Annotated in this window: 20 protein-coding genes and 1 pseudogene; 8 read left to right on the top strand and 13 right to left on the bottom strand. The window is 62.1% G+C overall.

Translation table 11 applies throughout. The features are described from left to right. Positions 1-22: 22 nt before the first annotated feature. Entirely contained in the window at positions 23-730 is a 708-nt protein-coding gene (locus P3S72_RS19025) for a YebC/PmpR family DNA-binding transcriptional regulator (protein ID WP_276193600.1), read from the top strand. A gap of 290 nt (positions 731-1,020) precedes the next feature. On the opposite strand, the gene P3S72_RS19020 is transcribed toward P3S72_RS19025, so the two are convergent. The 6 genes from P3S72_RS19020 to P3S72_RS18995 form a co-directional block, all read right to left on the bottom strand. After that, on the bottom strand, positions 1,021-1,857 hold the full coding sequence (locus P3S72_RS19020; protein ID WP_276193551.1) for an IS3 family transposase: 837 nt from the start codon (positions 1,855-1,857) through the stop codon (positions 1,021-1,023). After that, the gene (locus P3S72_RS19015) at positions 1,854-2,156 is read right to left on the bottom strand and encodes a transposase (protein ID WP_276193552.1); all 303 of its coding nucleotides are present in this window, start codon (positions 2,154-2,156) and stop codon (positions 1,854-1,856) included. Before P3S72_RS19015 ends, P3S72_RS19020 begins: the two co-directional genes overlap by 4 nt. A gap of 1,844 nt (positions 2,157-4,000) precedes the next feature. After that, a complete protein-coding gene (locus P3S72_RS19010; RefSeq protein ID WP_276193599.1) occupies positions 4,001-5,314 on the bottom strand; it encodes a protein kinase in 1,314 nt (437 codons plus the stop codon). A gap of 40 nt (positions 5,315-5,354) precedes the next feature. Then, entirely contained in the window at positions 5,355-6,449 is a 1,095-nt protein-coding gene (gene zapE, locus P3S72_RS19005) for a cell division protein ZapE (protein ID WP_276193598.1), read from the bottom strand. 108 nt (positions 6,450-6,557) lie between these two features. Further along, positions 6,558-7,295, bottom strand: a complete 738-nt coding sequence (locus P3S72_RS19000; protein WP_276193597.1) for an anti-sigma factor — start codon at positions 7,293-7,295, stop codon at positions 6,558-6,560. After that, the gene (locus P3S72_RS18995; protein ID WP_247407728.1) at positions 7,292-7,798 is read right to left on the bottom strand and encodes a sigma-70 family RNA polymerase sigma factor; all 507 of its coding nucleotides are present in this window, start codon (positions 7,796-7,798) and stop codon (positions 7,292-7,294) included. The genes P3S72_RS19000 and P3S72_RS18995 overlap by 4 nt, the downstream gene beginning before the upstream one ends. A 198-nt stretch (positions 7,799-7,996) precedes the next feature. On the opposite strand from P3S72_RS18995, the gene P3S72_RS18990 reads away from it, so the two are divergent. From P3S72_RS18990 to P3S72_RS18970, 5 genes are all read left to right on the top strand, one after another. Next, on the top strand, positions 7,997-9,604 hold the full coding sequence (locus tag P3S72_RS18990) for an amino acid adenylation domain-containing protein (protein ID WP_276193596.1): 1,608 nt from the start codon (positions 7,997-7,999) through the stop codon (positions 9,602-9,604). Then, the gene (locus tag P3S72_RS18985) at positions 9,597-10,895 is read left to right on the top strand and encodes a hypothetical protein (RefSeq protein WP_276193595.1); all 1,299 of its coding nucleotides are present in this window, start codon (positions 9,597-9,599) and stop codon (positions 10,893-10,895) included. The genes P3S72_RS18990 and P3S72_RS18985 overlap by 8 nt, the downstream gene beginning before the upstream one ends. Positions 10,896-10,938: 43 nt before the next feature. Then, entirely contained in the window at positions 10,939-11,703 is a 765-nt protein-coding gene (locus P3S72_RS18980; RefSeq protein ID WP_247405895.1) for an enoyl-CoA hydratase-related protein, read from the top strand. A gap of 120 nt (positions 11,704-11,823) precedes the next feature. Next, positions 11,824-12,906, top strand: coding sequence for a catalase family peroxidase (locus P3S72_RS18975; protein ID WP_247405898.1), 1,083 nt, complete (start codon positions 11,824-11,826; stop codon positions 12,904-12,906). Further along, positions 12,903-13,442 carry a cytochrome b gene (locus tag P3S72_RS18970; protein WP_247405901.1) on the top strand — a complete coding sequence of 180 codons (540 nt, stop codon included), beginning with the start codon at positions 12,903-12,905 and terminating at the stop codon, positions 13,440-13,442. Before P3S72_RS18975 ends, P3S72_RS18970 begins: the two co-directional genes overlap by 4 nt. Before the next feature lie 40 nt (positions 13,443-13,482). Here the strand turns inward: P3S72_RS18970 and P3S72_RS18965 are convergent, their stop codons facing one another. Next, the gene (locus P3S72_RS18965) at positions 13,483-14,634 is read right to left on the bottom strand and encodes a M14-type cytosolic carboxypeptidase (protein ID WP_276193594.1); all 1,152 of its coding nucleotides are present in this window, start codon (positions 14,632-14,634) and stop codon (positions 13,483-13,485) included. 465 nt (positions 14,635-15,099) lie between these two features. After that, the gene (locus P3S72_RS18960; protein WP_276193593.1) at positions 15,100-15,450 is read right to left on the bottom strand and encodes a DUF3077 domain-containing protein; all 351 of its coding nucleotides are present in this window, start codon (positions 15,448-15,450) and stop codon (positions 15,100-15,102) included. A gap of 129 nt (positions 15,451-15,579) precedes the next feature. Here P3S72_RS18960 and P3S72_RS18955 point away from each other — a divergent pair, with 129 nt between their 5' ends. Next, positions 15,580-16,215 (top strand): LexA family transcriptional regulator, encoded by a 636-nt coding sequence (locus P3S72_RS18955; RefSeq protein ID WP_276193592.1) that lies wholly within the window; start codon positions 15,580-15,582, stop codon positions 16,213-16,215. On the opposite strand, the gene P3S72_RS18950 is transcribed toward P3S72_RS18955, so the two are convergent. Genes P3S72_RS18950 through P3S72_RS18935 form a run of 4 tightly spaced genes read right to left on the bottom strand, consistent with a single transcriptional unit; the run spans position 16,212 to position 21,738 of the window. Continuing rightward, positions 16,212-18,137: an acetyl/propionyl/methylcrotonyl-CoA carboxylase subunit alpha gene (locus tag P3S72_RS18950; protein ID WP_276193591.1), complete on the bottom strand. Its 1,926-nt coding sequence runs from the start codon at positions 18,135-18,137 to the stop codon at positions 16,212-16,214. The two genes, P3S72_RS18955 and P3S72_RS18950, sit on opposite strands and share 4 nt — an antisense overlap. After that, positions 18,134-18,940: a gamma-carboxygeranoyl-CoA hydratase gene (locus tag P3S72_RS18945; protein ID WP_276193590.1), complete on the bottom strand. Its 807-nt coding sequence runs from the start codon at positions 18,938-18,940 to the stop codon at positions 18,134-18,136. Before P3S72_RS18945 ends, P3S72_RS18950 begins: the two co-directional genes overlap by 4 nt. 15 nt (positions 18,941-18,955) lie before the next feature. Beyond that, the gene (locus P3S72_RS18940; protein ID WP_276193589.1) at positions 18,956-20,563 is read right to left on the bottom strand and encodes a carboxyl transferase domain-containing protein; all 1,608 of its coding nucleotides are present in this window, start codon (positions 20,561-20,563) and stop codon (positions 18,956-18,958) included. A gap of 11 nt (positions 20,564-20,574) precedes the next feature. Beyond that, complete coding sequence (locus P3S72_RS18935) at positions 20,575-21,738, bottom strand: isovaleryl-CoA dehydrogenase (protein ID WP_276193588.1); 1,164 nt, start codon at positions 21,736-21,738, stop codon at positions 20,575-20,577. Positions 21,739-21,887: 149 nt separating this feature from the next. Between P3S72_RS18935 and P3S72_RS18930 the strand changes: the two genes are divergently transcribed. Next, on the top strand, positions 21,888-23,570 hold the full coding sequence (locus tag P3S72_RS18930; RefSeq protein WP_276193587.1) for an AMP-binding protein: 1,683 nt from the start codon (positions 21,888-21,890) through the stop codon (positions 23,568-23,570). 56 nt (positions 23,571-23,626) lie between these two features. Here the strand turns inward: P3S72_RS18930 and P3S72_RS18925 are convergent. Next, positions 23,627-23,842 (bottom strand): annotated as a pseudogene (locus P3S72_RS18925) (flavin reductase family protein); the annotation flags it as partial. Positions 23,843-23,865: the final 23 nt, after the last annotated feature.

Here is a 23,865-nt window from a genome sequence, read left to right as displayed (position 1 = left end):
TGGACGAGAAAGAGAGTGAGTCATGGGCGCACAGTGGAAAGTCAAACATAAAGAAGCGGCATCCAATGCCAAGGGCAAGATCTTCGGCAAACTGGTGAAAGAGATCACCATCGCCGCCCGTAACGGTGCCGACACCGCGACCAACGCCCACTTGCGTCTGGTGGTGGAGCAGGCCAAAAAAGCCTCGATGCCCAAGGAAACCCTGGACCGCGCCATCAAGAAAGGCGCCGGTCTGCTCGGTGAAACCGTGCAGTACCACCGCGTGACCTACGAAGGGTTCGCCCCGCACCAGGTGCCGCTGATCGTTGAATGCGTGACCGACAACATCAACCGCACCGTGGCCGAAATCCGCGTGGCGTTCCGCAAGGGCCAGTTGGGCGCTTCCGGCTCCGTGGCCTGGGACTTCAACCACGTCGGCCTGATCGAAGCCGCGCCGGACAGCCCGGATGCCGATCCTGAAATGGCGGCCATTGAAGCCGGCGCCCAGGATTTCGAAGAGGGCGAAGAAGAGGGCACCACTCAGTTCATCACCGAAACCACCGACCTCGACGCCGTGCAGAAAGCGCTGCCGGAGCAGGGCTTTACCGTGCTGTCGGCCAAGCTGGGCTATATCGCGAAGAACCCGGTGTCGGGTTTGACCGACGAGCAGATGGCTGAAGTCGAAGCCTTCCTCGAAGGCCTGGACAACCACGATGACGTGCAGGATATGTTCGTCGGCTTGGCTGGCTGATTCGTAGCTGAATAAACGCGCTCCAAACGGTGGGAGGGGGCTTGCTCCCGATAGCGGTGCCTCAGTCAACGATGATGTTGAATGTGCTACTGCCATCGGGGGCAAGCCCCCTCCCACATTGGGTTCAGTGGTGTGGAATAGATTGCGTTGCAGCGCCCTGGTTTCCACGATGAGCAGATTCGAAGCCTTTCTCGAAGGCTTGGCTGGCTGATTCGTAGCTGAATAAACGCGCTCCAAACGGTGGGAGGGGGCTTGAACTGGTCAACTAATTTTGGACACCAGTTAAGGTTTCACGCCGCCAGTTTCTCCATAGCTACCGGCGACCGGTAGCCGTTGTAGCTGTGGAGCCTGACGTTGTTGTAACGCATCAAATAACGCTGCAAATCCACTCGGGCTTCATGCTCTGAGCTGTAGCCATCTTCTGGTACCCATTCTGATTTAAGGCTCCCAAAGAAACGCTCCATCGGGGCGTTGTCCCAGCACTCACCTTTGCGACTCATGCTTTGCAGGAGTCCATGCTTGCGCATTTCATTCCTGAATTTGTGGCTGGTGTACTGACAGCCTTGGTCGGAGTGAAACAGCACCTCTTTTGGACGGCCTCGCAACTCGACCGCCATTCGCAACGCTTCGCAGGTCAGCGTGGCATCGGAAATCATCGAAAACGACCACCCCACAATCCGGCGAGCGAACAGATCCAGAACTGCCGCGAAATACATCCAGCGCTTGCCGACTTTGATATACGTCACATCGCCACACCACACCTGGTTGATCGCTGTGACATCAAACTGGCGCTTGAGCACATGCGGCGCTACCAGCGCTTCCACGCCGGATGATTTGTACTTATGCCGCCGGCGTTGACGACTGATGACGCCCGCTTCACGCATCAGGCTGCGCGCCATGTACCGCCCGACGCGATGCCCCTTGGCTTGCAGTTCCTTAGCTAAAGTGCGCGATCCAGCAGATGCTCTGGACTCCTTGTGATGCTCGACCAGGGCGGCTTTGAGCTTTTCCCGCTCAGGTTTCACCTTGCCTTGGCGCTGACGCCAGGCGTAAAAGCTGCTGCGGTTAACACCGAACGCCCGACAGCAATTGTTAACGCCGTACTGCTCGTCCAGCTCACAGATCAACGTGAATGATCTTTGGCGTCCAACAGCAAGAGAGCACTGGCCTTTTTTAGGATTTCGATGTCCAGGTCTTTTTGCCTGAGTAACGCTTTGAGCTGCTGAATCTCTCGTTGATCGGCGGTAATAGCCTTGGCGCCAATCGGAGTCGAGCCCAGCCGCTCTTTGCGAACCTGATCGACCCAGCGGCGCAACGCAGTCGGGCCAATATCCAGACTGGCACAGACGTCGGGAACCGACTGCCCCTCGTCCAGCACCATGCTGGCCGCCTTGAGTTTGAACTCACTCGAATAAGATTTACGCATATCCAAACACCTCAGATTTGGGCGCCATCATAGCGCCCGATTGAAGTGTCCAAAATCATTAGGCCAGTTCAGCTTGCTCCCGATAGCGGTGCCTCAGTCAACGATGATGTTGAATGTGTTACTGCCATCGGGAGCAAGCCCCCTCCCACATTGGGTTCAGTGGTGTGGAATAGATTGCGTTGCAGCGCCCTGGTTTCCACGATGAGCAGATTCGAAGCCTTTCTCGAAGGCTTGGCTGGCTGATTCGTAGCTGAATAAACGCGCTCCAAACGGTGGGAGGGGGCTTGCTCCCGATAGCGGTGCCTCAGTCAACGATGATGTTGAATGTGCTACTGCCATCGGGAGCAAGCCCCCTCCCACATTGGGTTCAGTGGTGTGGAATAGACTGCGTTGCAGCGCCCTGGTTTCCACGATGAGCAGATTCGAAGCCTTTCTCGAAGGCTTGGCTGGCTGATTCGTGGCTGAATAAACGCGCTCCAAACGGTGGGAGGGGGCTTGCTCCCGATAGCGGTGCCTCAGTCAACGATGATGTTGAATGTGCTACTGCCATCGGGAGCAAGCCCCCTCCCACATTGGGTTCAGTGGTGTGGAATAGACTGCGTTGCAGCGCCCTGGTTTCCACGATGAGCAGATTCGAAGCCTTTCTCGAAGGCTTGGCTGGCTGATTCGTGGCTGAATAAACGCGCTCCAAACGGTGGGAGGGGGCTTGCTCCCGATAGCGGTGCCTCAGTCAACGATGATGTTGAATGTGCTACTGCCATCGGGGGCAAGCCCCCTCCCACATTGGGTTCAGTGGTGTGGAATAGACTGCGTTGCAGCGCCCTGGTTTCCACGATGAGCAGATTCGAAGCCTTTCTCGAAGGCTTGGCTGGCTGATTCGTGGCTGAATAAACGCGCTCCAAACGGTGGGAGGGGGCTTGCTCCCGATAGCGGTGCCTCAGTCAACGATGATGTTGAATGTGCTACTGCCATCGGGAGCAAGCCCCCTCCCACATTGGGTTCAGTGGTGTGGAATAGACTGCGTTGCAGCGCCCTGGTTTCCACGATGAGCAGATTCGAAGCCTTTCTCGAAGGCTTGGCTGGCTGATTCGTGGCTGAATAAACGCGCTCCAAACGGTGGGAGGGGGCTTGCTCCCGATAGCGGTGCCTCAGTCAACGATGATGTTGAATGTGCTACTGCCATCGGGAGCAAGCCCCCTCCCACATTGGGTTCAGTGGTGTGGAATAGACTGCGTTGCAGCGCCCTGGTTTCCACGATGAGCAGATTCGAAGCCTTTCTCGAAGGCTTGGCTGGCTGATTCGTGGCTGAATAAACGCGCTCCAAACGGTGGGAGGGGGCTTGCTCCCGATAGCGGTGCCTCAGTCAACGATGATGTTGAATGTGTTACTGCCATCGGGAGCAAGCCCCCTCCCACATTGGGTTCAGTGGTGTGGAATAGACTGCGTTGCAGCGCCCTGGTTTCCACGATGAGCAGATTCGAAGCCTTTCTCGAAGGCTTGGCTGGCTGATTCGTGGCTGAATAAACGCGCTCCAAACGGTGGGAGGGGGCTTGCTCCCGATAGCGGTGCCTCAGTCAACGATGATGTTGAATGTGCTACTGCCATCGGGAGCAAGCCCCCTCCCACATTGGGTTCAGTGGTGTGGAATAGACTGCGTTGCAGCGCCCTGGTTTCCACGATGAGCAGATTCGAAGCCTTTCTCGAAGGCTTGGCTGGCTGATTCGTAGCTGAATAAACGCGCTCCAAACGGTGGGAGGGGGCTTGCTCCCGATAGCGGTGCCTCAGTCAACGATGATGTTGAATGTGCTACTGCCATCGGGAGCAAGCCCCCTCCCACATTGGGTTCAGTGGTGTGGAATAGATTGCAGCAGCGCTTCGACTTCTTTGAAGCTCGGCCGCGCCAACACCTCGGGCTGACAGCAACGCCCCTGCAAGCCTTCCAGTGCCTGGCGCGTGGCGTCGCTCAAGCCCGTGTCAATCCGCTCCAGCAACTCCCCGAGCAACACCCCGAACGCCCGTACTTCAATGCGTTGCAGCGCCCGGGTTTCCACGGTGTCCGCCGAGGCATGGAACGATGCCGCGCCGAAATCCCCGAGCAAGCAGTCGCCCGCCGCGTTCCACAGAATATTGTGGCCGTACAGGTCGCCATGGGTGATGCCGTGGCGGTGCAGGTGCGCGGCCACCGAGGCGATGCCGCGTGCCATGCGCAATGCCACGGCGAGGCTGAAGCGGGTGGCCGGTTCGTAGATATCGCGGGTGCAGGACGCCAGGCTCGGCAGGGCGGCGAGGTTGCGGTAGCTCGGCTCGATCAGGTCCATCACCAGCGCGGCCTGGTCATCCGGGTGGTCAACCACGCGGCCTTCCACCTTGATCAGGTTGGGATGCAGCCCGGCGGCAATGCACGCCTGCATTTCGTGCAGCGGTGAGCCATCGCTGGTGATGCTGCCTTTATACAACTTGACCGCCACCGGCTTGGCCGAGGGTTGCCAGAGCGCCTTGCGAATCACCCCGGAGGCGCCTTCTCCGAGGACCTCGGCCAGTTCCAGTGCCGACCACGGAATGTCCGGCGTCGCGTCGTCGTCAGCTACGTCTACCGCCATTTCCACCGGGTTGCCGGCGTAGGCCAGCCAGGTCAGGCTGGGCAGTGCCAGGAGCCAGTGCGGCAGGCCGGTGAGGCGGTTGGAGGCGATGCGGATCAGCTCGAGGTTGTGGCAGTTGGCCAGGCTTGGCGGCAGGTGCGCCAGGTGGTTGCCGGCCAGCATCAGTTTTTGCAGCAGCGGCCGCTGGCCCAATTCGTCGGGCAGTTGGCTGATGCAGTTGTCGGTGAGGATCAACCAGCGCAACAGCGGCGGTAGCGCGGCGGCCGGCACGTGGCTGATCCGGTTGGCTTTGAAGCCTATCATGCTCAGCTTTGCGCATTGGCCCAGGCAGGCCGGCAGTTCGGTAAAGGCGTTGTCCGAGCAGAACAGCACGCGCAGGTGCGGCAGGCGATGCAGGTCGTCGGGCAGGCTACTCAGGGCGTTGCCGCTGAGGTTGAGGATTTCCAGGGAGTCGGCCAGTTCGAAGATTTCCCGGGGGAATTCGGTCAGCCCGCAGGACAGGTCCAGGCGCTGGATGCCGGCCAATTGGCCGGCCTTGAGTTGGGCGAGGGTATTCATGAACGGCGCGGTCACTCGGCAAGGGGGGTGTAAAAGGCGCTCATGATAGCGGGTCGGGCGTGTGTTGCGGGTGGACCACTTGCAATTGGTTCAGGCGACTGGCAGTGCGCGCCAGATCAATGGCTTGGCCGCTCAAGGCCTGCTCCAGCGGGTGCGCACCGATCAGGATCAGCTGTTTATCCTGGTCGTAGAGCACGTCCACCAAATTGATAAAGCGCTGTTGCACGGCAATCGGGCAGTCTGCCAGGTGCGGCAGCCCGTCGATGATCCAGTGGTCGAAGTCCTGGCACAGCAGCAGGTAATCCATCACCGCCGTGAGTTGTTCGCAGAGGTCAGCGAACGTGAAGGCGATGCGCCGTGCCTGCTGGCTGCGGCAGCGCAACTGGCGGTTGCCGACCCTCAGCACCTGCGCCGGGCAATCCGTGGCCGGCAGCCCGAGCGCGGCGCGCTGCGCCGTCGTGCCTGGCCACACGTACTGACCGCTGCTGAAGCGCTGTTCGGCATGGGCCTGGGGCAGGCTGCGGAAATCCTCGGGCGAGCTGACTTCCAGCACGTCCATGCGCGCCGCGATCAGCTCGATCACCGGTTTGAAGCGCTCGTGGTACAGCGGGTTGGGCAACAGCCCGTGCGGCGGGTAATTGGACGTCACCAGCACCAGCACGCGACGTTGGAACAACGCCTTAAACAGGCGATTTATCAGCATTGCATCGCCGATATCGTGGACGTGGAATTCGTCGAAACACAGCACGCGGCAACCGTCCAGCAGCGCATCAAGGGTCATGGCCAGCGCGTCGTGGTGCTGACGATGGGCGAACATGCCCCGGTGCAGGTGGGCGAAAAAGTCATGGAAATGCACGCGTTGTTTTTCAGCAATCGGCAATGCCTGGAAAAAACCATCCAGCAGCCAACTTTTGCCGCGCCCCACCGGCCCGTGCAAATACAGGCTGCGGGTAGGCTGGCCGGCGAGCAGGTGCCGGGTCTCGCGCGCCATCGCGGCAATCGCTTGGGCCTGTGCGGCGCTGAGGGTATAGCCGTGCTGCGCGGCCTTGGTCTGAAAGAACGTCGGGATGGGCGAGTCGTCGTGGGTGTGGTGTTTTTTACCGAGCAAACGACGGATCAGGGAACGCGGCGCCAATGGGAGTCACTCTGTGTGCGGTGGTCGCTCACTTTAGGGCGACACCTTGGATTTGACCAATAGAGAAACGCGCCGCCAGCTATCTCGAAAACGCCTGGCCGTCGGTTTCTAGAAGCGCAGCAGCGGCGTGGCCGGCTGACCCACCGGGCTGACCATCGCGTAGTTGTACCCGCCGCCGGACCAGTACTCGGCCTGCAAGCCATCGGCGCTGCGGCTGCCACGGGGCAGGAAGGCGTTTTCCGGGCCCGGTGGGCGGATATAGAAACTGATGTGCCGGCCTTGCAGATCCTCGTACAGCACCATCGCCGCCGCGCCTTGTTCGGTGCTGAGCAAGCGCCCGCTGACAGGGCTGAAGCCCGCCTGGCTCAGGTCGGGCAGGCGCTGGGCCTGGTTGAAATAGCGGTCGAGCCAGGCTTGCATGGTGTCGCTGCCCTGGGCGTGATAGTCGGCGGGCAGCACACCGTCCTGGGCAAACAGACGGTAGGCCTGCATGGCATCGGTCATGGGCAGCATGGGCGATTGCGTGGCTTCGCGGGCCTGCCAGCCGCCCAGACCGCCAAGGCTGATCGCTATCAGCAGCAGCGCCGCCGTGGCGAAATGGCGGCGCGACTGCTGCTTGATGCGCTGGCGGATCAGCGCCGGGTCCAGGTTCGGGTTGGCCGGCTGCTGGAGTGCGCCACTCAAGGCGGCGCGCAATACGTGCGCGTCCTGCTGCCAGGCATGGACCTGGGCGGCGACCTCGGGGTGGGCAGCCAAGTAGGTTTCCAGCACGCGCCGATCGCTCTCTGGCAGTTGCTGATCGACGTAGGCATGCAAATCATGTTCGCTGGGGGGCAGGCTGATCATTTGAGTATCCGCAGGGAAGGGCGGCTAATTTCGCCATCGCTGAGTTGACGCAGGGCTTGGCGCGCCCTGGACAGGCGCGACATTACGGTGCCGATGGGCACATCGAGAATCTGCGCGACTTCCTTGTAGCTCAAGCCTTCGACCGACACCCACAACAGCAGGGCGCGCTGTTCGCTGTTGAGCTGGTCGAAGGCTTGCAGGGTCGACTGGGCGATCACCGTGCGTTCGACCGAGGGCTGCACATCATCGCGGCCAGTAAACAACTCGAGCATGCGTGCATAGCGCCGGGTGCGCCGATGGGCATCGAGGAACTGCCGGTAGAGGATCGAGAACAGCCAGGCGCGCAGGTCGCCGTCGACGGTTTTGTCGGCCCAGCGCGTGATCGCTCGTTCCAGGGTCGATTGCACCAGGTCGTCGGCGCTGCTGGCGTTACGGCTCAGGGACACGGCAAAGCGCCGCAGCCTGGGGATGAGTTCACGTAACTGTTCGTCGAGTTCATGCATGGGGAGTTGAGTCTAGCCGGTTGTATGCAGGTAGACGCTGCTCCCTGTAGGTTATTCCACTCGCGATGAAAAGAAACGTTACGCGTGTCGGTGAGACGTTTCTGTAAATCCTGAGCACCTGTAATCAAAGGCTCGCGCCTCAATCCACCCTCGTACCTGCCAGCTATTTTTCGGCAGTCAACCGATGAGGGTGTATCCATGACGTTTTCACCGACCGACAAGCGGCTTTTTTCCCACCCGGTGCTGGCGCATCTGTCTGTCCTGCAGCGAGTCTTGTTCGAGCAATGGGGCTTTGGTCCGTCAACCCCTCCGGGCTACGGCTGTATCCACCACGCCATCGAAGCGCAAGCGGCGCTGGCGCCGCACGCGACGGCGGCGGTGTGGGCGGGACAGCGCATCAGTTACGAACAACTCAACCGCCAAGCCAATCGTTTGGCCGCGCGCCTGGTCGAACAGGGCGTGAAACGCGGCGACACCGTGGCGCTGTTCGTCGAGCGTTCGATCCCCATGGTGGTGGGCCTGTTGGCGGTGTTGAAGGTCGGCGCCGCCTACGTGCCGCAGGACGCCAGAATCGTACCGACCCTGCAACTGGCCATGGTCCTCGAGTCCTTGACCAGCCCGGTGATTCTGACCCTGTCGAACCTGGCGGATCGCATTCCGCCGGACGCCGCCCAGCGCCGCCTGTGCCTGGACAGCTTCCTGGCCGAAGAGCCCTGGATCACCCAGGATAATCATCACGCATTCGCCGCCGCCGACACCCATGACCTGTGTTTCGTGCTGTTCACCTCCGGCACGACAGGGCGCCCCAACGGCGTGTGTGTCAGTCACCGTAACGTCTGCAACATCCTGCTGACGCAGCCCGGGCGGATGGGCATGGCGCCGGGCCGCAACGTGGGGCAGATCCTCAATATCGGGTTCGACATGGCGGCCTGGGAAATACTCGGTTGCCTGGCCCATGGCGCGACCTTGCTGATTCGCGGCAAAGCCATTGCACAGACCGCTGCACAGTGCCATGTGTTGATTGCAACCCCCTCGATGCTGGCGCGCCTCGACCCTCGGCAGTGCCCCGATCTCCAGGTGGTCGCGGTCGCCGGAGAACCCTGTTCCCAGGCCCTGGCCGAGCGTTGGGCCGAGCACTGTACGTTCTACAACGGCTGCGGGCCCACCGAAACCACCATCGTCAACACGTTGCATCGGCATGTGCCTGGCGCGCCATTGACCATCGGCCAGCCGACACCCAACAACAGCGTGTACGTGCTCGACGAACAGGGACGCCCCTGTGAGTTGGGGCAAACCGGGGAAATGTGGGCAGGCGGCGCCGGGGTGACGGCGGGCTACCTGAACAACCGCGCACTGACCCACGAACGCTACCGCCCGGACCCCTTTCTGGGCGGCGATGCCATGATGTTCCGCACGCGCGACCTGGGGCGCTGGACGGCCGACGGGCAACTCGAACACTTGGGGCGCGTCGATGACCAAGTGAAAGTCCGCGGGTTCCGCGTGGAACTGGACGCGGTGTCCACCGCCCTGGAGGCCGGCGATGGCTGCACGCGGGCGGTCACGCTGAAGCTCGACAGCCGCACCTTGGTGGCCTTTGTTTCGCCGGCCAGCGCCGACGTGGCGTCTTGCCGATTGCAGTGCGAGCAACGCCTGGCCTACTACTGCGTGCCGTCACTGATTGACGTGGTGGAGCATTTTCCACTGACCGCCAGGGGCAAGATCGACAAGGCGCTGTTGCTGCAACGGGCGCGCGAAAGGTGGGTGGCATGGCAGGCGTTCGCGCCGCAGGAGTCTGGCCATGCTTGATGCGCTGAGCCAAACCGTGGTGCCACCCAAACCGGCGCTCTGGCGGCGCTGGACGGCGTTGCCGGTGTTTTCCTACTACAACCGCCTGGTGGCGCTGGTGTTGATCAGCAACCTCGCGTTTGCCGTGTTCGGCGTCGGCCTGCCGGGCATCAGCGCCCAGACGTTGTCGGAGCTGGTGCTGATCAACCTGTCGCTGGCCATCCTGATTCGCCAGCAATACCTGATCAATGCGTTGTTCTGGTTGGCGACGCGTGTTCCCGTCACCTGGCCGCTGCGTGTGCGGCGCAGTGCGGCCAAGGTGTACCACTTCGGTGGGCTGCACAGCGGCGCGGCCCTGGCGGCCACGGGTTGGTTCGCGGGGTGGGTCGGTGTGCGGGCCACGGACTATCTGCAGCAGCCGGGCAGTGTTTCGCTCGCCGAGTTGTGGCTCGGCGCTACGTTGCTCGGCGTGTTGCTGTTGATGGTGGTCATGGCTCAACCACGCATTCGGGGGCGGTTTCACAATGGCTTCGAGCGGGTTCATCGGTTTGCGGGGTGGGCTGCGTTGCTGTTGTTTTGGGGGCTGACGTTGCTGGCGTCCGTCGATAGCTTTGCGAGCCTGCTGCACAGTGGCGCGTTCTGGATGCTGGTGCTGTTGACGCTGAGCATCGCGCTGCCCTGGCTGCGGCTGCGCAAAGTTGCCGTTGAACACACGCGGCCTTCCGGGCATGCGGTAATTACGCGCTTTACCCACACCACGCCTTTTGCCGGTTCGTCGACCGCGATCAGCCGGCATCCGCTGCTGGAGTGGCACTCCTTTGCCAACATCCCCACGCCGGGCCAGGCCGGGTTTCGTCTGACCATCTCCCGCGCCGGCGATTGGACGGGGCGGTTTATCGAGGACTTGCCGAGCCATGTATGGGTCAAGGGCATCACCACTGCCGGCGTGGCCAATGTGGAAACCCTGTTCAAGTCGGTGGTGTACGTCGCCACCGGCAGCGGGATCGGCCCGGTCATGCCGCATTTACTCGCGGCGCGGCTGCCGATCCAACTGATCTGGTCGACCCGCAGCCCGAGAAAGACCTACGGCGACGAATGGGTCGACGAGATCCTGCGCGCCCAGCCCGGCGCGTTGATCTGGGACACCGATGCGCGCGGCAAACCTGACCTGGTGCAGTTGGCCTACGGCGCGGTGCAAGCCTTTGGCGCGGAGGCTGTGATCTGTATCGCCAACCAGCGTCTGACGCGACAGGTGGTGCAAGAACTGGAAGCCCGGGGAATACCCGCCTATGGCGCGATCTGGGATTCCTGAAAAGCGCGTGTTCATTCAACGATATCAATCACTGGAGGTGCCTATGAATGTAGTGATCGAGCGTCATGGCCGGGTGGTCCTGGCCAGGCTCAACCGTCCCCATGTCAAGAATGCGCTGAACTCGGCGTTGATGACGCAGCTGGTTTCCTGTCTGGAGGCCCTCGACCAAGACCCCGAGGTCGGGTGTTTTGTCATCACCGGCGCAGCGGAGTATTTCGCCGCCGGAGCCGATATCAAGGAGATGAGTGGCAAGTCCTATCTGGACATGCTCAACGAGGATTACTTCGTCGGCTGGGAGGCGTTTAGCCGCCTGCGCACGCCGACCATTGCCGCCGTCAACGGTTACGCCTTCGGTGGCGGCTGTGAGCTGGCGCTGATGTGCGACATGATTTTCGCCGCCGATACCGCCACCTTTGCCCAGCCGGAGATCAAGCTCGGCGTGATGCCGGGCATGGGGGCGACCCAGCGTCTGGCGGGCTTGATCGGCAAGGCCAAGACCATGGACCTGGTGCTGACCGGGCGGCCGATGAGCGCTCAGGAGGCTGAACAGGCCGGGCTGGTGTCGCGTGTCTATCCGGCGGCAACCTTGCTAGAGCAGACGCTGGCGGTGGCCGCGCAAATCGCCGGTTTTTCTCGACTGGCCACGCGGGCGGCGCGTGAAGCGGTCGAGCAATCCCTGCAGCTCGGCTTGCACGAGGGCGTGCGGCTGGAACGCCGGCTGTTCCACAGCCTGTTCGCCACGCCTGATCAGCAGGAGGGCATGCGGGCGTTTCTCGACAAGCGAGCGGCCGTGTTTAATCAGGTCTAGGAGGGCGCAGGACGCGGCGCTGGGGCTACTCTGAAAAAAACTACAGCGGAGGGGGAATAAACCTACATGGGATTCGTCTCATAGCTCAATTCCCCCCTGGCCACGTGCCCTGGAGCTTTCATGGTAGATCACTCATCACCGCCCCGTCCGCCACTCGGTATGGCCAGCCTGGTGCTCAGGCTGGCGTGTATCGGTGGCGTGGTGGCGGTTGTCGCCGGGGCGTTTGCCTACGTCAACGGCACCTTCGACCCACAACGCCTGCAGCCCAAAACCCTGGTCAATGCCCTGGAAACCAATAACGGCGTACACCCGGGGTTCCGCCGCAACCACGCCAAGGGTGTGTGTGTCGCCGGGTATTTCGAGAGCAGCAGCGAAGCGCGAGCCTATTCGAGTGCTCAGGTATTCAACGCGGCCAAGACCCCGCTGATCGGCCGTTTTGCCTTGCCCAGCGGTAATCCCTACGCGCCGGACAGCAGCGTGCCCATCCGCAGTTTTGCCGTGCAATTCAGCCAGGCCAACGGCCAGCAGTGGCGCACGGGGATGAACAGCATGCCGGTATTCCCGGTGGGCACCCCCGAGGCGTTCTACCAAATGCTCAAGGCCGGCGCGCCCGACCCGGCCACCGGCAAGCCGAACCCGGCGAATATGCCAGCGTTCTTTGCGGCCCATCCCGAGGCCGCGCCGTTCCTGGCGTGGGTCAAGACGGCCAAGCCATCCGCCAGCTATGCGACTGAAACCTATAACGGTATCCATGCGTTTTACCTGGTGGGCGTCGATGGCACGCGCCAGGCCGTGCGCTGGGGGGTTGTCCCGCAGAGCCTGGATGCTGCGGGCGATACCGCGCCAGCCGGCAGTGATTTCCTGGAAAAAGATCTGGTGCAACGCCTGGCTTCAGGACCGCTGCGTTGGCAGTTGAACCTGACCCTGGCCAACCCCGGCGACCCGCTCGACGATGCAAGCAAACCCTGGGTCGGCGAGCACACCGTGCTGAACGCCGGCACCCTGGTGCTGCAAAGCAGCCAAGCGCAAGCAGACGGCGATTGCCGCGACATCAACTTCGATCCGCTGATTCTGCCGAGCGGCATCGAAGCCTCGAATGACCCGTTGCTGGTCGCGCGTTCGGCCGCCTACGCCAGTTCTTACCTGCGTCGCGCCGCAGAAGTCAGCCCGTTGCACCGCAGCCCTCAGGAGTCGAAGCCATGAATGCCCAACCACGGTTTTTCGCCCCGCTGGCGCGCTTGCTGCACTGGCTGATGGCGCTGATGATCATCGCCATGCTGTTTATCGGCGCGGGCCTGGCAGCGTCGGTTTCCGAACGCCATGAATGGTTGATTCACCTGCACAAGCCGCTGGGCATCGCGATCCTGGCGTTGGTGATCGTGCGCTTGGTGGTGCGTTTTTCTACGCGCCAACCGCCGTTGCCCGCCGACTTGCCGCTGTGGCAAGCCTTGGCGGCCAAGGCGTCCCATCTGGTGCTATATGCGTTGATGCTGGTGTTGCCGCTGCTCGGTTGGGCGATGATTTCGGCGGCGGGCGACCCGGTGATGCTCAGCCGTTCGGTGCAACTGCCGGCGTTGGTGGCGGCCAACGCGCCGTTGTTCGCGGTGCTGCGCAAGGCCCATGGTTATCTTGCCTACGTGCTGTTTCTCACGGTGCTGTTGCACCTGGCGGCGGCGCTGTTCCATGGGTTGATTCGCCGTGACGGCGTGCTGCGGAGCATGACGGGCCCCCAGGACTGAGGCCCGCGCTCGATGGTTGTGGCGAGTACGCTCGCCGCATTCAGCGCAACAGGCTGACGATATCGGCCACGCTGCTCAACACATCCTTGCCCAACTGCATCGACCGTTTGCCCGACCAGCCGGTGTGCGGGTTGGGCGCGTCGTCGTTGTCCTTGAAGGGCATCTCCAGGGTCAGCGACAGGCAGTCGTATTTCTCCCCGACGGCATTGCAGGCCAGGGTCATATTGGCTTCGCCCGGTAGGTCGCGGGTGTAGCCGTGGGTAGTCTGGAAGTCACGGGTCAAGGCGCTCAGGTGGCTGCGGAAGTGTTTTTCCAGGCCTTCGATGCGCGGGGTGTAGCTGGGGTTGCCTTCGCAAGCGGCGGCGAATACGTAGGGGATTTCCTCGTCACCGTGGATATCGAGGAACAGGTCGACGCCATACTTTTCCATTTGCTCCTGGACGAACAACACCTCCGGGCTGATCTCCTGGCTGGCGTTCTGCCAGGCTCGATTGAGGTCCTGGCCCATGGCGTTGGTGCGCAGGTGGCCGTGGAAGGCGCCGTCGGGGTTCATGTTCGGCACCAGGTACAGGTCGGCGACGGCCAACAGCTTTCTCAGCTCGGCATCACCGTCCTGTTGCAGGCGTTCGATGATGCCTTCCATAAACCATTCGGCCATGTGCTCGCCGGGATGCTGCTGGGCGATGATCCACACCTTGCGCCGACCTGCGCCACCTTTGCCACGGCGCAACAATTGGATATCGCGGCCTTCGACACTTTTACCGGTGGCCAGTAGCTGGGTGCCCGCGTGGTTCAGCGCCTGGTCGATGAGCCCGGCGTGGCGCGCGCGGCTGTAGGGTTCGAAGTAGGCAAACCACGCATGCTTCTCGCGGGTTTCCAGGCTGATGTGCAGGGTTTCGCCATCGAAGCGCGTAGGCACCCGGAACCAAGTGACATGGTCATACGAAGCCACGGCGTTGTAGCCGCTCCAGGCGTGCTTATAGGACGATTGCCCGGCGTTGCTCAGGCGGAAGGTGTGGGTGTGGCCCACATGCATGCCTTCGGCCTTGAAGTGGAACCATTGGAAATGGTGACTGCGGGTATCGGGTTTGATTGCCAGCAACAAGTGATAGGCATCGCTGGCATCCAGCACTTGGATGTTGCCGCTGTCGAAGTCGGTGCTTATCTTGATGGAGGTCAAGGCCACGGTCATAGTCTGGTTGCCTGAGTATGAGTGTTGTGGCGGTTATCTTACACAGAGGTTGGGCAAAATCTGGATGCAAAATTGTTGCGAGAGGAGGGGGGCGTCGTCCTTGACGCCGCTGCAGCTTAGGGTCTATGAGATTGATTCTCAAGCGCTATTTCGCAAAGATCTGAGCTAGAGCGGTCGCCCGGCTTTCTTTCGACGATGGTCTTTTGCTATCATTTGCGTCATCAAGCAACACACAGTCTTCATTAGCCTGAAGCCATGCCAGGGAAACTGGCAAAAAAAAGACCCGGCCAAAGAGCCGGGTCAAAAACCGTGATTAGCCTGATGAGGAGATATTCCAAGAGTCCGACCTAAGGTCTCTTGGCCTATCGACTGATCTCGCGATCAGCTGGCTCCAATAATAATCATTATCATTTGCAAGTCAAATGTTTTTATCCGAGGGATAGGAATATTTTTCTTTCGTGTGGCTCATGGATTGTCCTGAGCGTGCGGCGCCTGCAACGATCGCTCCACCATCGCCTTCGCCATATCAATCAAATACACCACTGAAAATGCCAGGTCACGCTGGTTGCCTTGATGGCTGCTCGCCGATTCGTAGGCCGTGGCGGCCGCGCTGCGCAACAGGTCCGAGGCATGCACCAGGGCTTCCTCCGGGCTGATGCCGGGCTTGATGCTGAAGAAGGCGTCATTCGGGGCCGAGTCGCACATATCTTCTTTCAAATAATAGTCCAGCGCCCGTTGAGCGGCGCCGCTGCTGCGCATGTCGAGCAGTTCATGGGATTCGGGTTCGCCGGGCAGGCGATAGGGGCTTGTCGTCATAGGTCGGTACTCGGGTTGGGTGTCGAAACGCGGATGCCCGATAATAGTACGTATCGTATTTATGTCGTTTTATGGATTACTACAAACTGTTTATTGCCCTGAAAAATACGCAACGTATTGTCAGGCCCCATGGATAACTGGATAGCGTTGGTCAGGGCCAACATGAAAGACCGCAAGGTCACGCAGGATGAACTGGCCGAACGCCTGGGCATGTCCCAGGGCGGTGTGGGGCATTGGCTGAACAAGCGCCGGGTGCCAAGCCTGGCGGACATGAACCGGGTGCTGGAGGAACTGGGGCTGGGCGACCTGGAAGTTGCGCTGGATATTCGCCAGAAGACCGATGCACTGCCGGCCGGGCTACAACACTACAACCCGTATTTCCGCTACCCGGTCAGTGACTGGAAAGGTGTGTGCGAACTTCGCGAAGAGCGCCCGGCCTACGGCGCGGCACGCTTTGAACTGACGGATTATCACGCCCAGGGCGAGGCTTACTGGCTGCCCGTGGTCGGCGATGCCATGACCGCGCCCAGTGGCCTGAGCATCGGTGATGGCATGATCATCCTGGTGGACCCGGCCATCGACGCCGAACCCGGCAAGCTGGTGGTCGCGCAGTGCGCGCAGAGCACGCAGGCGACCTTTCGCCAATTGCGCGAAGAGAGCGGCCAGCTGTACCTGGTGCCGCTCAATCCGACTTACCCCAAGCGGCTGTTCAGCGACGATTGCCGCATCCTCGGCGTTGTCGTGCAGGCCTCGGCGAAGTTCTAGTCCGCTGTTTCAAGTTCCACCAGCGCGCAACCTTCGGCAACCATTTCGCCTTCCTGGCAGAACAGTGCCTTGACCACGCCGGCCTGGGGCGCGCGGATGCTGTGCTCCATCTTCATCGCCTCCAGCACCACCAATTGCGTGCCGGCTTCGACGGTCTGGCCGACGTCCACCAGCACACGCACGATGCTGCCGTTCATCGGTGCGGTGAGGCCGCCTTGGTGGGATTGGTTGGCCTCGACCGCCGCAATCGGATCGAACAGGCTGATGGCATGCATTTCGCCATCCCAGCGCAGGAACAGCGTGCTGGCGCTGCGCACCGCCAGATGGGCGCGGCGTATCCCCTGGTGTTCGATCAGCAGCTGTTCGCCTTGCAGTCGCGGCGCGTGCTGCGCCAACGTCACCAGGCGATCCTGACCGTTGCAGCTCAAGTGCAGCGAGACTTCGGCGGGCAGCCCCGCGCGAAAGCCACGGGTGTCCGCCCATGGCCCGTCACCCGCTGGCAGGCTCTGCATGAAGGCCGAACCTGCGGCCTGCCAGAACGCGTCGCTCAATGCGCCAGGCACCGGCAGCAGCTCGTCCTGATAGCGCGGAATAAACCCGGTATCCAGCTCAGCGGCGGCAAACGCCGGATGACCGATGATGCGTCGCACAAAGCCCAGGTTGGTCTTGAGCCCGCCGACGGCGAACTCGTCGAGCATGCTCAACAGGCGCAGCCGCGCTTGTTCGCGGTCCTCGCCCCAGGCGATCAGTTTGCCGAGCATCGGGTCGTAGAAGGGCGAAACGCTGTCGCCTTGCTCGACACCGCTGTCCACCCGACGGCCCGGGCCGGGCGCGGATTCACGGTACAGCGTCAGGTGGCCGGTGGCGGGGAGGAAATCATTGGCCGGGTCTTCGGCATACAAGCGTACCTCGATCGCATGCCCGATCAACGGCACCTGCGCCTGGGTGATCGGCAGCGCTTCGCCCTGGGCCACGCGAATCTGCCAGGCTACCAGGTCGAGGCCGGTAATCGCCTCGGTCACCGGGTGCTCCACCTGCAGCCGCGTGTTCATCTCCATAAAGAAAAATTCGCCCCGGGCATCCAGCAAAAACTCCACCGTGCCCGCGCCCACATAACCAATGGCCTGGGCCGCACGCACTGCGGATTCGCCCATCGCCCGGCGTTGTTCGGCACTCAAGCCGGGCGCCGGGGCCTCCTCGACGACCTTTTGGTGGCGCCGCTGGATCGAACAGTCGCGCTCATTGAGGTACAGGCAGTGTCCATGCTGATCGGCAAACACCTGGATCTCCACATGGCGCGGCTTGAGCAAGTACTTCTCCACCAGCATCTGCGCGTTGCCGAATGACGACAACGCCTCCCGCTGGGCGGAGGCCAGGGCTTCGGCCAGTTGGCTGACGTCCTCGACCACCTTCATGCCCTTGCCGCCGCCCCCGGCCGTGGCCTTGAGCAGCACCGGGTAGCCGATACGCGCACAGGCGGCGCGGAAAGTTTCCAGGTCCTGAGCCTCGCCGTGGTAGCCCGGCACCAGCGGCACGCCGGCGGTTTCCATCAGGGCCTTGGCCGCCGATTTGCTGCCCATGGCGTCGATCGCCGAGGCGGGCGGGCCGAGAAAGATCAACCCGGCCGCCTCGACGGCGCGAGCGAAACCGGCGTTTTCGGAAAGGAAGCCGTACCCCGGATGAATCGCCTGGGCGCCGCTGGCCTGGGCGGCGGCGATCAGTTTGTCGATTTGCAGGTAGCTGTCGCTCGCTTTGCTGCCGCCGAGGTCGACGCGGATATCGGCTTCGCGGCTATGGCGCGCATCGCGATCGGTGGCGCTGTGTACCGCCACGGTGGTCAACCCCATCGCCTTGGCGGTGCGCATCACACGGCAGGCAATTTCGCCACGGTTGGCCACCAGCACGCTGGTCAGTGTGTTCATGCGCGTGGCTCCTGCGACTGCCAACTGGGCGGGCGTTTTTGCAGGAACGCGCGCAAACCTTCCTGGCCTTCGGCGCTGACGCGAATTCGTGCGATGGCATTTTCGCAATAGCGCCGCAGCGCCGGGGTAAGGGCGCCGTTACCGACTTCGCGCAGCAAGTCCTTGCTCGCACGCATCGCCGCCGGGCTGTTTTGCAGGAGATTGGCAATCCATTGGTCCACCTGTTGATCCAGGGTTTCGGCCGGATAGCTTTCGGCCAGCAGGCCGAGGTCGCGCGCGCGCTCGCCGCCAAAGCGCTCCGCGGTCAGCGCATAACGACGCGCGGCGCGCTCCCCAATGGCTTGCACCACAAACGGGCTGATCACGGCGGGCGCCAAACCAATGCGCACTTCCGACAGGCAGAACTGTGCCTCATTCGCCCCAATCGCCATGTCGCAGCAACTGATCAGGCCCAGCGCGCCACCGTAGGCGGCGCCTTGTACCACCGCCAGGGTCGGGATTTTCAGCTTGGCCAGGTTGTACATCAGCTCTGCCAGTTCGCGGGCGTCGTCGAGGTTGGTGGCGTAATCCAGTTCGGCCGATTGCTGCATCCAGGCCAGGTCGGCGCCGGCGCTGAAGTGTTTGCCGCGCCCGCGCAGGACCAGAAAGCGCAGCGACGCATCGCCCTGCACGTGGTCGAGGGCGAGGATCAGTTCGCGGATCATCTGGGCGTTGAACGCGTTGTGCTTGGCTTCACGACTGAGCCACAGCGTGGCGAAACCACGGCTGTCGGTGATCAGTTCGAGGGTGTTGAAATCGTTCATGGGGTACAGCTCCATTTACATGCGGAACACGCCGAAGCGGCTCGGCTCGATGGGGGCGTTCAGCGCGGCAGACAGGGCCAGGGCTAGTACTTCGCGGGTCTGCAACGGGTCGATGACGCCGTCATCCCACAGGCGTGCGCTGGAGTAATAGGGGTGGCCCTGGGTTTCGTACTGGTCGAGGATCGGCTGCTTGATCGCCGCTTCCTCATCGGCACTGAACCCATTGCCGGCGCGTTCGGCCTGCTCGCGCTTGACCTGCACCAGCACGCCGGCCGCCTGTTCGGCGCCCATCACGCCGATGCGTGCGTTGGGCCACATCCACAAAAAGCGCGGGTCGTAGGCGCGGCCGCACATCCCGTAGTTACCGGCGCCAAAGCTGCCGCCGATGATCACGGTGAATTTCGGTACTTTGGCGCAGGCCACCGCCGTGACCAGCTTGGCGCCGTGCTTGGCGATGCCGCCGGCTTCGTACTTCTGGCCGACCATAAAACCGGTGATGTTTTGCAGGAACAGCAAAGGAATCCCGCGCTGACAGGCGAGCTCGATAAAGTGCGCGCCTTTTTGTGCGGCTTCGGCGAACAGAATCCCGTTGTTGGCCAGGATCGCTATCGGGTAGCCGTGCAAGTGCGCAAAACCACAGACCAGGGTGGTGCCGAACAGCGCCTTGAACTCATCGAATACCGAACCGTCCACCAGCCGCGCAATCACTTCGCGCACATCGAACGGCTGCTTGGCATCCGCCGGGATCACGCCGTACAACTCTTCGCTGCTGTACAGCGGCGCCACCGGTGTGCGTTGCAGCAACTGGCCCTGTTTGCGCCAGTTGAGGTTGGCCACGCTGCGCCGTGCCAGGGCCAGGGCGTGTTCATCGCTGTCGGCATAGTGGTCGGCCACGCCGGAGATCTTGCAATGTACATCGGCACCGCCGAGGTCTTCGGCGCTGACCACCTCGCCAGTGGCGGCTTTCACCAGCGGCGGGCCCGCGAGGAAGATGGTGGCTTGCTGGCGTACCATGATCGCTTCGTCCGCCATCGCCGGCACATAGGCACCGCCAGCGGTACACGAGCCCATCACCACCGCAATCTGCGGGATACCCTGGGCGCTCATGTTGGCCTGGTTGAAGAAGATCCGCCCGAAGTGCTCGCGGTCCGGGAATACCTCATCCTGGCGCGGCAGGTTGGCGCCGCCGGAATCCACCAGGTAGATGCACGGCAGGCGGTTCTGTTCGGCGATGGTCTGGGCGCGCAGGTGTTTCTTGACCGTCAGCGGGTAGTAGGAGCCGCCTTTCACCGTGGCGTCGTTGGCGACGATCATGCATTCGACGCCTTCAACCCGGCCGATCCCGACAATCACCCCGGCGGCGGGCACGTCTTCGCCATACACCTGGTGGGCGGCCAGTTGGCTGAGTTCCAGGAACGGCGAGCCCGGGTCGAGCAAGCGGTTGATCCGCTCACGCGGCAGCAGTTTGCCACGCGAGGTGTGGCGCTCCTGAGCCTTGGCGCCGCCGCCTTGCTGCACCTGGGCGAGCAGGGTGTGCAGGGCGTCGACCTGTTGGTGCATCGCCGCGCTGTTGGCGGCAAATTCCGCCGAGCGCGGGTTGAGCTGGGTGTGCAAGGTGGCCATGACGCGCTCCTTCAGCGGGTTTCGTTGAAGAGTTCGCGACCGATCAACATGCGGCGGATCTCACTGGTGCCGGCACCGATTTCGTACAGCTTGGCGTCACGCAGCAGGCGTCCGGCGGGGAATTCGTTGATGTAGCCATTGCCGCCCAGGATCTGGATCGCGTCGAGGGCCATTTGTGTGGCGCGTTCGGCGCTGTAGAGGATCACCCCGGCCGCGTCCTTGCGCGTGGTTTCACCGCGCTCGCAGGCCTGGGCCACCGCGTACAGGTAGGCGCGGCTGGCGTTGAGCTGGGTGTACATGTCGGCGACTTTGCCTTGGATCAGTTGGAATTCGCCGATGCTCTGGCCGAACTGCTTGCGGTCATGGATGTAGGGAACGATCAGGTCCATGCACGCTTGCATGATCCCGGTCGGGCCGCCGGACAGTACGACGCGCTCGTAGTCCAGGCCGCTCATCAGCACTTTGACGCCGCCGTTGAGTACACCGAGGATATTTTCTTCGGGCACTTCCACGTCATCGAAGAACAACTCGCAGGTGTTGGAACCGCGCATGCCGAGCTTGTCGAACTTGTTGCTGCGGCTGAAGCCTTTCCAGTCGCGCTCGACGATAAACGCCGTGATGCCGTGGGGGCCTTTCTCCAGGTCGGTCTTGGCGTAGATCACGTAGGTGTTGGCGTCGGGGCCGTTGGTGATCCAGGTCTTGCTGCCGTTGAGCACGTAGCGGTCGCCGCGCTTGTCGGCGCGCAGTTTCATCGAGACCACGTCGGAGCCGGCATTCGGCTCGCTCATGGCCAGGGCGCCAACGTGTTCGCCACTGATCAACTTGGGCAGGTACTTGAGTTTCTGTTCATGGTTGCCGTTGCGGTTGATCTGGTTCACGCAGAGGTTGGAGTGGGCCCCGTAGGACAACGCCACCGACGCCGAACCCCGGCTGATTTCTTCCATGGCCACCACATGGGCCAGGTAACCCAGGCCGGCACCGCCGTATTCTTCTGCCACGGTAATGCCCAGCAGGCCCATGTCACCGAACTTGCGCCACAGGTCGGCGGGGAACAGGTTGTCGATGTCGATTTGTGCCGCGCGGGGAGAAATCTCCTTGGCCACGAAGGACTGCACGTGGTCGCGCAGCATGTCGATGGTTTCGCCGAGGGCGAAGTTCAGGGAGGGATAACTCATGGAAGGCACCTTTATTGAGCTTTGTTGTTGTGGGGTGACGGCGCCGGGGGAGGGGCGCTCACCTTTACGTTAACGTAAACTTGCGTTGCGGCGCTGTCAATCGTAGTTTACGTTTACGTCAACCTACAAAAAAGACAACAGGGGTCGTTATGGATCAACCGAATCAGAGCTACAGCCGTGGCTCTCAGGACAAGACCTTATTGGCCATGACGATCGGTCAGGCCTTCGATCACACCGTTGCGCAGTATCCCGACGGGGAAGCCTTGGTGGTGCGTCACCAGCAACGCCGCTACACCTGGCGGCAACTGGCCGAGAGCGTTGACCTGCACGCCCGCGCGCTGCTGGCGTTGGGCCTGCAAACTGGCGACCGCCTGGGCATCTGGGCGCCGAACTGCGCCGAGTGGTGCATCAGCCAGTTGGCCAGCGCCAAGCTCGGGGTGATTCTGGTCAATATCAACCCGGCCTACCGCAGCACTGAGCTGGAATACGTGCTCAAGCAATCCGGTTGCCAATGGTTGGTGTGTGCCGGTTCCTTCAAAACCTCCGACTACCACGCAATGTTGCAGGCGTTGGTGCCTGAGCTGGCGGAGCAATCCATCGGCCAATTGAACTGCGAAAAGCTCGCGGACCTGCGGGGCGTGATCAGCCTCGCCGCCAGTCCACCTTCGGGATTTCTGCCCTGGTCGCAGCTCTCGGCCCTCGGTACAGGCATCGCGCCTGAGCGGTTGAGCGCGCGCCAAGCCAGCCTGCACTTCGACCAGGCCGTCAATATCCAGTACACCTCCGGCACCACCGGCTTCCCTAAGGGCGCCACCCTCAGTCACCACAATATCCTCAACAACGGCTACATGGTCGGCGAAAGCCTGGGCCTGACTGCGCAGGACCGCCTGGTGATCCCGGTGCCGCTCTATCATTGCTTCGGTATGGTGATGGGCAACCTGGGCTGCATCACCCACGGCACCACCATGATTTACCCGAACGACGGCTTCGATCCGCTGCTGAGCCTGACCGCCGTTGCCGAAGAACGCGCCACCGGCCTGTACGGCGTGCCGACGATGTTTATCGCCATGCTCGATCACCCACGGCGGGGCGAGTTCGACCTGGCCACCTTGCGTACCGGCATCATGGCCGGTGCCACGTGCCCGATCGAAGTGATGCGCCGGGTCATCAGCGAGATGCACATGAGTGAGGTGCAGATTGCCTATGGCATGACCGAAACCAGCCCGGTGTCCCTGCAGACCGGCGCCGATGACGATCTGGAGCGCCGCGTCACCACAGTCGGCCGCACCCAGCCGCAGTTGGAAAGCAAGATCATCGACCTGGCCGGTAACACCGTCGTGCGCGGCGAGATCGGCGAACTGTGTACCCGAGGCTATAGCGTGATGCTCGGTTACTGGAACAACCCCGACGGCACCCGCGACGCCATCGACGCCGCCGGCTGGATGCACACCGGTGACCTGGCGACCATGGACGAGCACGGCTACGTGTGCATCGTCGGGCGCAATAAGGACATGATTATTCGCGGTGGCGAGAACGTGTACCCGCGCGAGCTGGAAGAGTTTTTCTTCACCCATCCGGCGGTGGCCGATGTGCAGGTCATTGGCATCCCCGATGAGCGTTACGGTGAAGAAATCGTCGCCTGGGTCAAGTTGCATCCCGGGCATGTGGCCAATGAGCTGGAACTGCAAACCTGGTGCAAGGGCCGTATCGCGCACTACAAGACGCCCAAGTATTTCAAGTTTGTCGACGCGTTTCCGATGACGGTGACGGGCAAGATCCAGAAATTTCGCATGCGCGAGATTTCGCTTGAGGAGCTGCGAACGCAGTCTTAGTTGCCTCACTGAAACCCAGCGGGAGGGGCCCCCTCCCACATGATTGGATGTGTGGCTTAGGCCGGCATGGGCAGGGCGACTATCTTGCCGTGGCAATACACTAATGGCCCGGCGTTCCGCTGGGGCACGATGAGGTTCTTCACCGAGCCGACCATGATCGCGTGGTCGCCGCCTTCATACTCACGCCACTGGGACGGGGCTGACACCCTGCAATCAAACTGTGGGAGGGGGCTTGCTCCCGATAGCGGTGCATCAGTCAACCCACTCAATGACTGGCACACTGCCATCGGGAGCA

Source organism: Pseudomonas sp. D3 (assembly GCF_029320995.1).
Taxonomy (GTDB): Bacteria; Pseudomonadota; Gammaproteobacteria; order Pseudomonadales; family Pseudomonadaceae; genus Aquipseudomonas; species Aquipseudomonas paraveronii.
Note: the sequence above shows the minus strand (reverse complement) of the source record. Positions and strands in the feature narration are given on the sequence as shown.

Coding starts and splice junctions, on each gene's coding strand:
- P3S72_RS19025 (WP_276193600.1), top strand. CDS start 23: ATGGGCGCACAGTGGAAAGTCAAACATAAAGAAGCGGCATCCAATGCC.
- P3S72_RS19015 (WP_276193552.1), bottom strand. CDS start 2,156: ATGCGTAAATCTTATTCGAGTGAGTTCAAACTCAAGGCGGCCAGCATG.
- P3S72_RS19010 (WP_276193599.1), bottom strand. CDS start 5,314: ATGAATACCCTCGCCCAACTCAAGGCCGGCCAATTGGCCGGCATCCAG.
- P3S72_RS19000 (WP_276193597.1), bottom strand. CDS start 7,295: ATGATCAGCCTGCCCCCCAGCGAACATGATTTGCATGCCTACGTCGAT.
- P3S72_RS18995 (WP_247407728.1), bottom strand. CDS start 7,798: ATGCATGAACTCGACGAACAGTTACGTGAACTCATCCCCAGGCTGCGG.
- P3S72_RS18990 (WP_276193596.1), top strand. CDS start 7,997: ATGACGTTTTCACCGACCGACAAGCGGCTTTTTTCCCACCCGGTGCTG.
- P3S72_RS18985 (WP_276193595.1), top strand. CDS start 9,597: ATGCTTGATGCGCTGAGCCAAACCGTGGTGCCACCCAAACCGGCGCTC.
- P3S72_RS18980 (WP_247405895.1), top strand. CDS start 10,939: ATGAATGTAGTGATCGAGCGTCATGGCCGGGTGGTCCTGGCCAGGCTC.
- P3S72_RS18975 (WP_247405898.1), top strand. CDS start 11,824: ATGGTAGATCACTCATCACCGCCCCGTCCGCCACTCGGTATGGCCAGC.
- P3S72_RS18970 (WP_247405901.1), top strand. CDS start 12,903: ATGAATGCCCAACCACGGTTTTTCGCCCCGCTGGCGCGCTTGCTGCAC.
- P3S72_RS18965 (WP_276193594.1), bottom strand. CDS start 14,634: ATGACCGTGGCCTTGACCTCCATCAAGATAAGCACCGACTTCGACAGC.
- P3S72_RS18960 (WP_276193593.1), bottom strand. CDS start 15,450: ATGACGACAAGCCCCTATCGCCTGCCCGGCGAACCCGAATCCCATGAA.
- P3S72_RS18955 (WP_276193592.1), top strand. CDS start 15,580: ATGGATAACTGGATAGCGTTGGTCAGGGCCAACATGAAAGACCGCAAG.
- P3S72_RS18950 (WP_276193591.1), bottom strand. CDS start 18,137: ATGAACACACTGACCAGCGTGCTGGTGGCCAACCGTGGCGAAATTGCC.
- P3S72_RS18945 (WP_276193590.1), bottom strand. CDS start 18,940: ATGAACGATTTCAACACCCTCGAACTGATCACCGACAGCCGTGGTTTC.
- P3S72_RS18940 (WP_276193589.1), bottom strand. CDS start 20,563: ATGGCCACCTTGCACACCCAGCTCAACCCGCGCTCGGCGGAATTTGCC.
- P3S72_RS18935 (WP_276193588.1), bottom strand. CDS start 21,738: ATGAGTTATCCCTCCCTGAACTTCGCCCTCGGCGAAACCATCGACATG.
- P3S72_RS18930 (WP_276193587.1), top strand. CDS start 21,888: ATGGATCAACCGAATCAGAGCTACAGCCGTGGCTCTCAGGACAAGACC.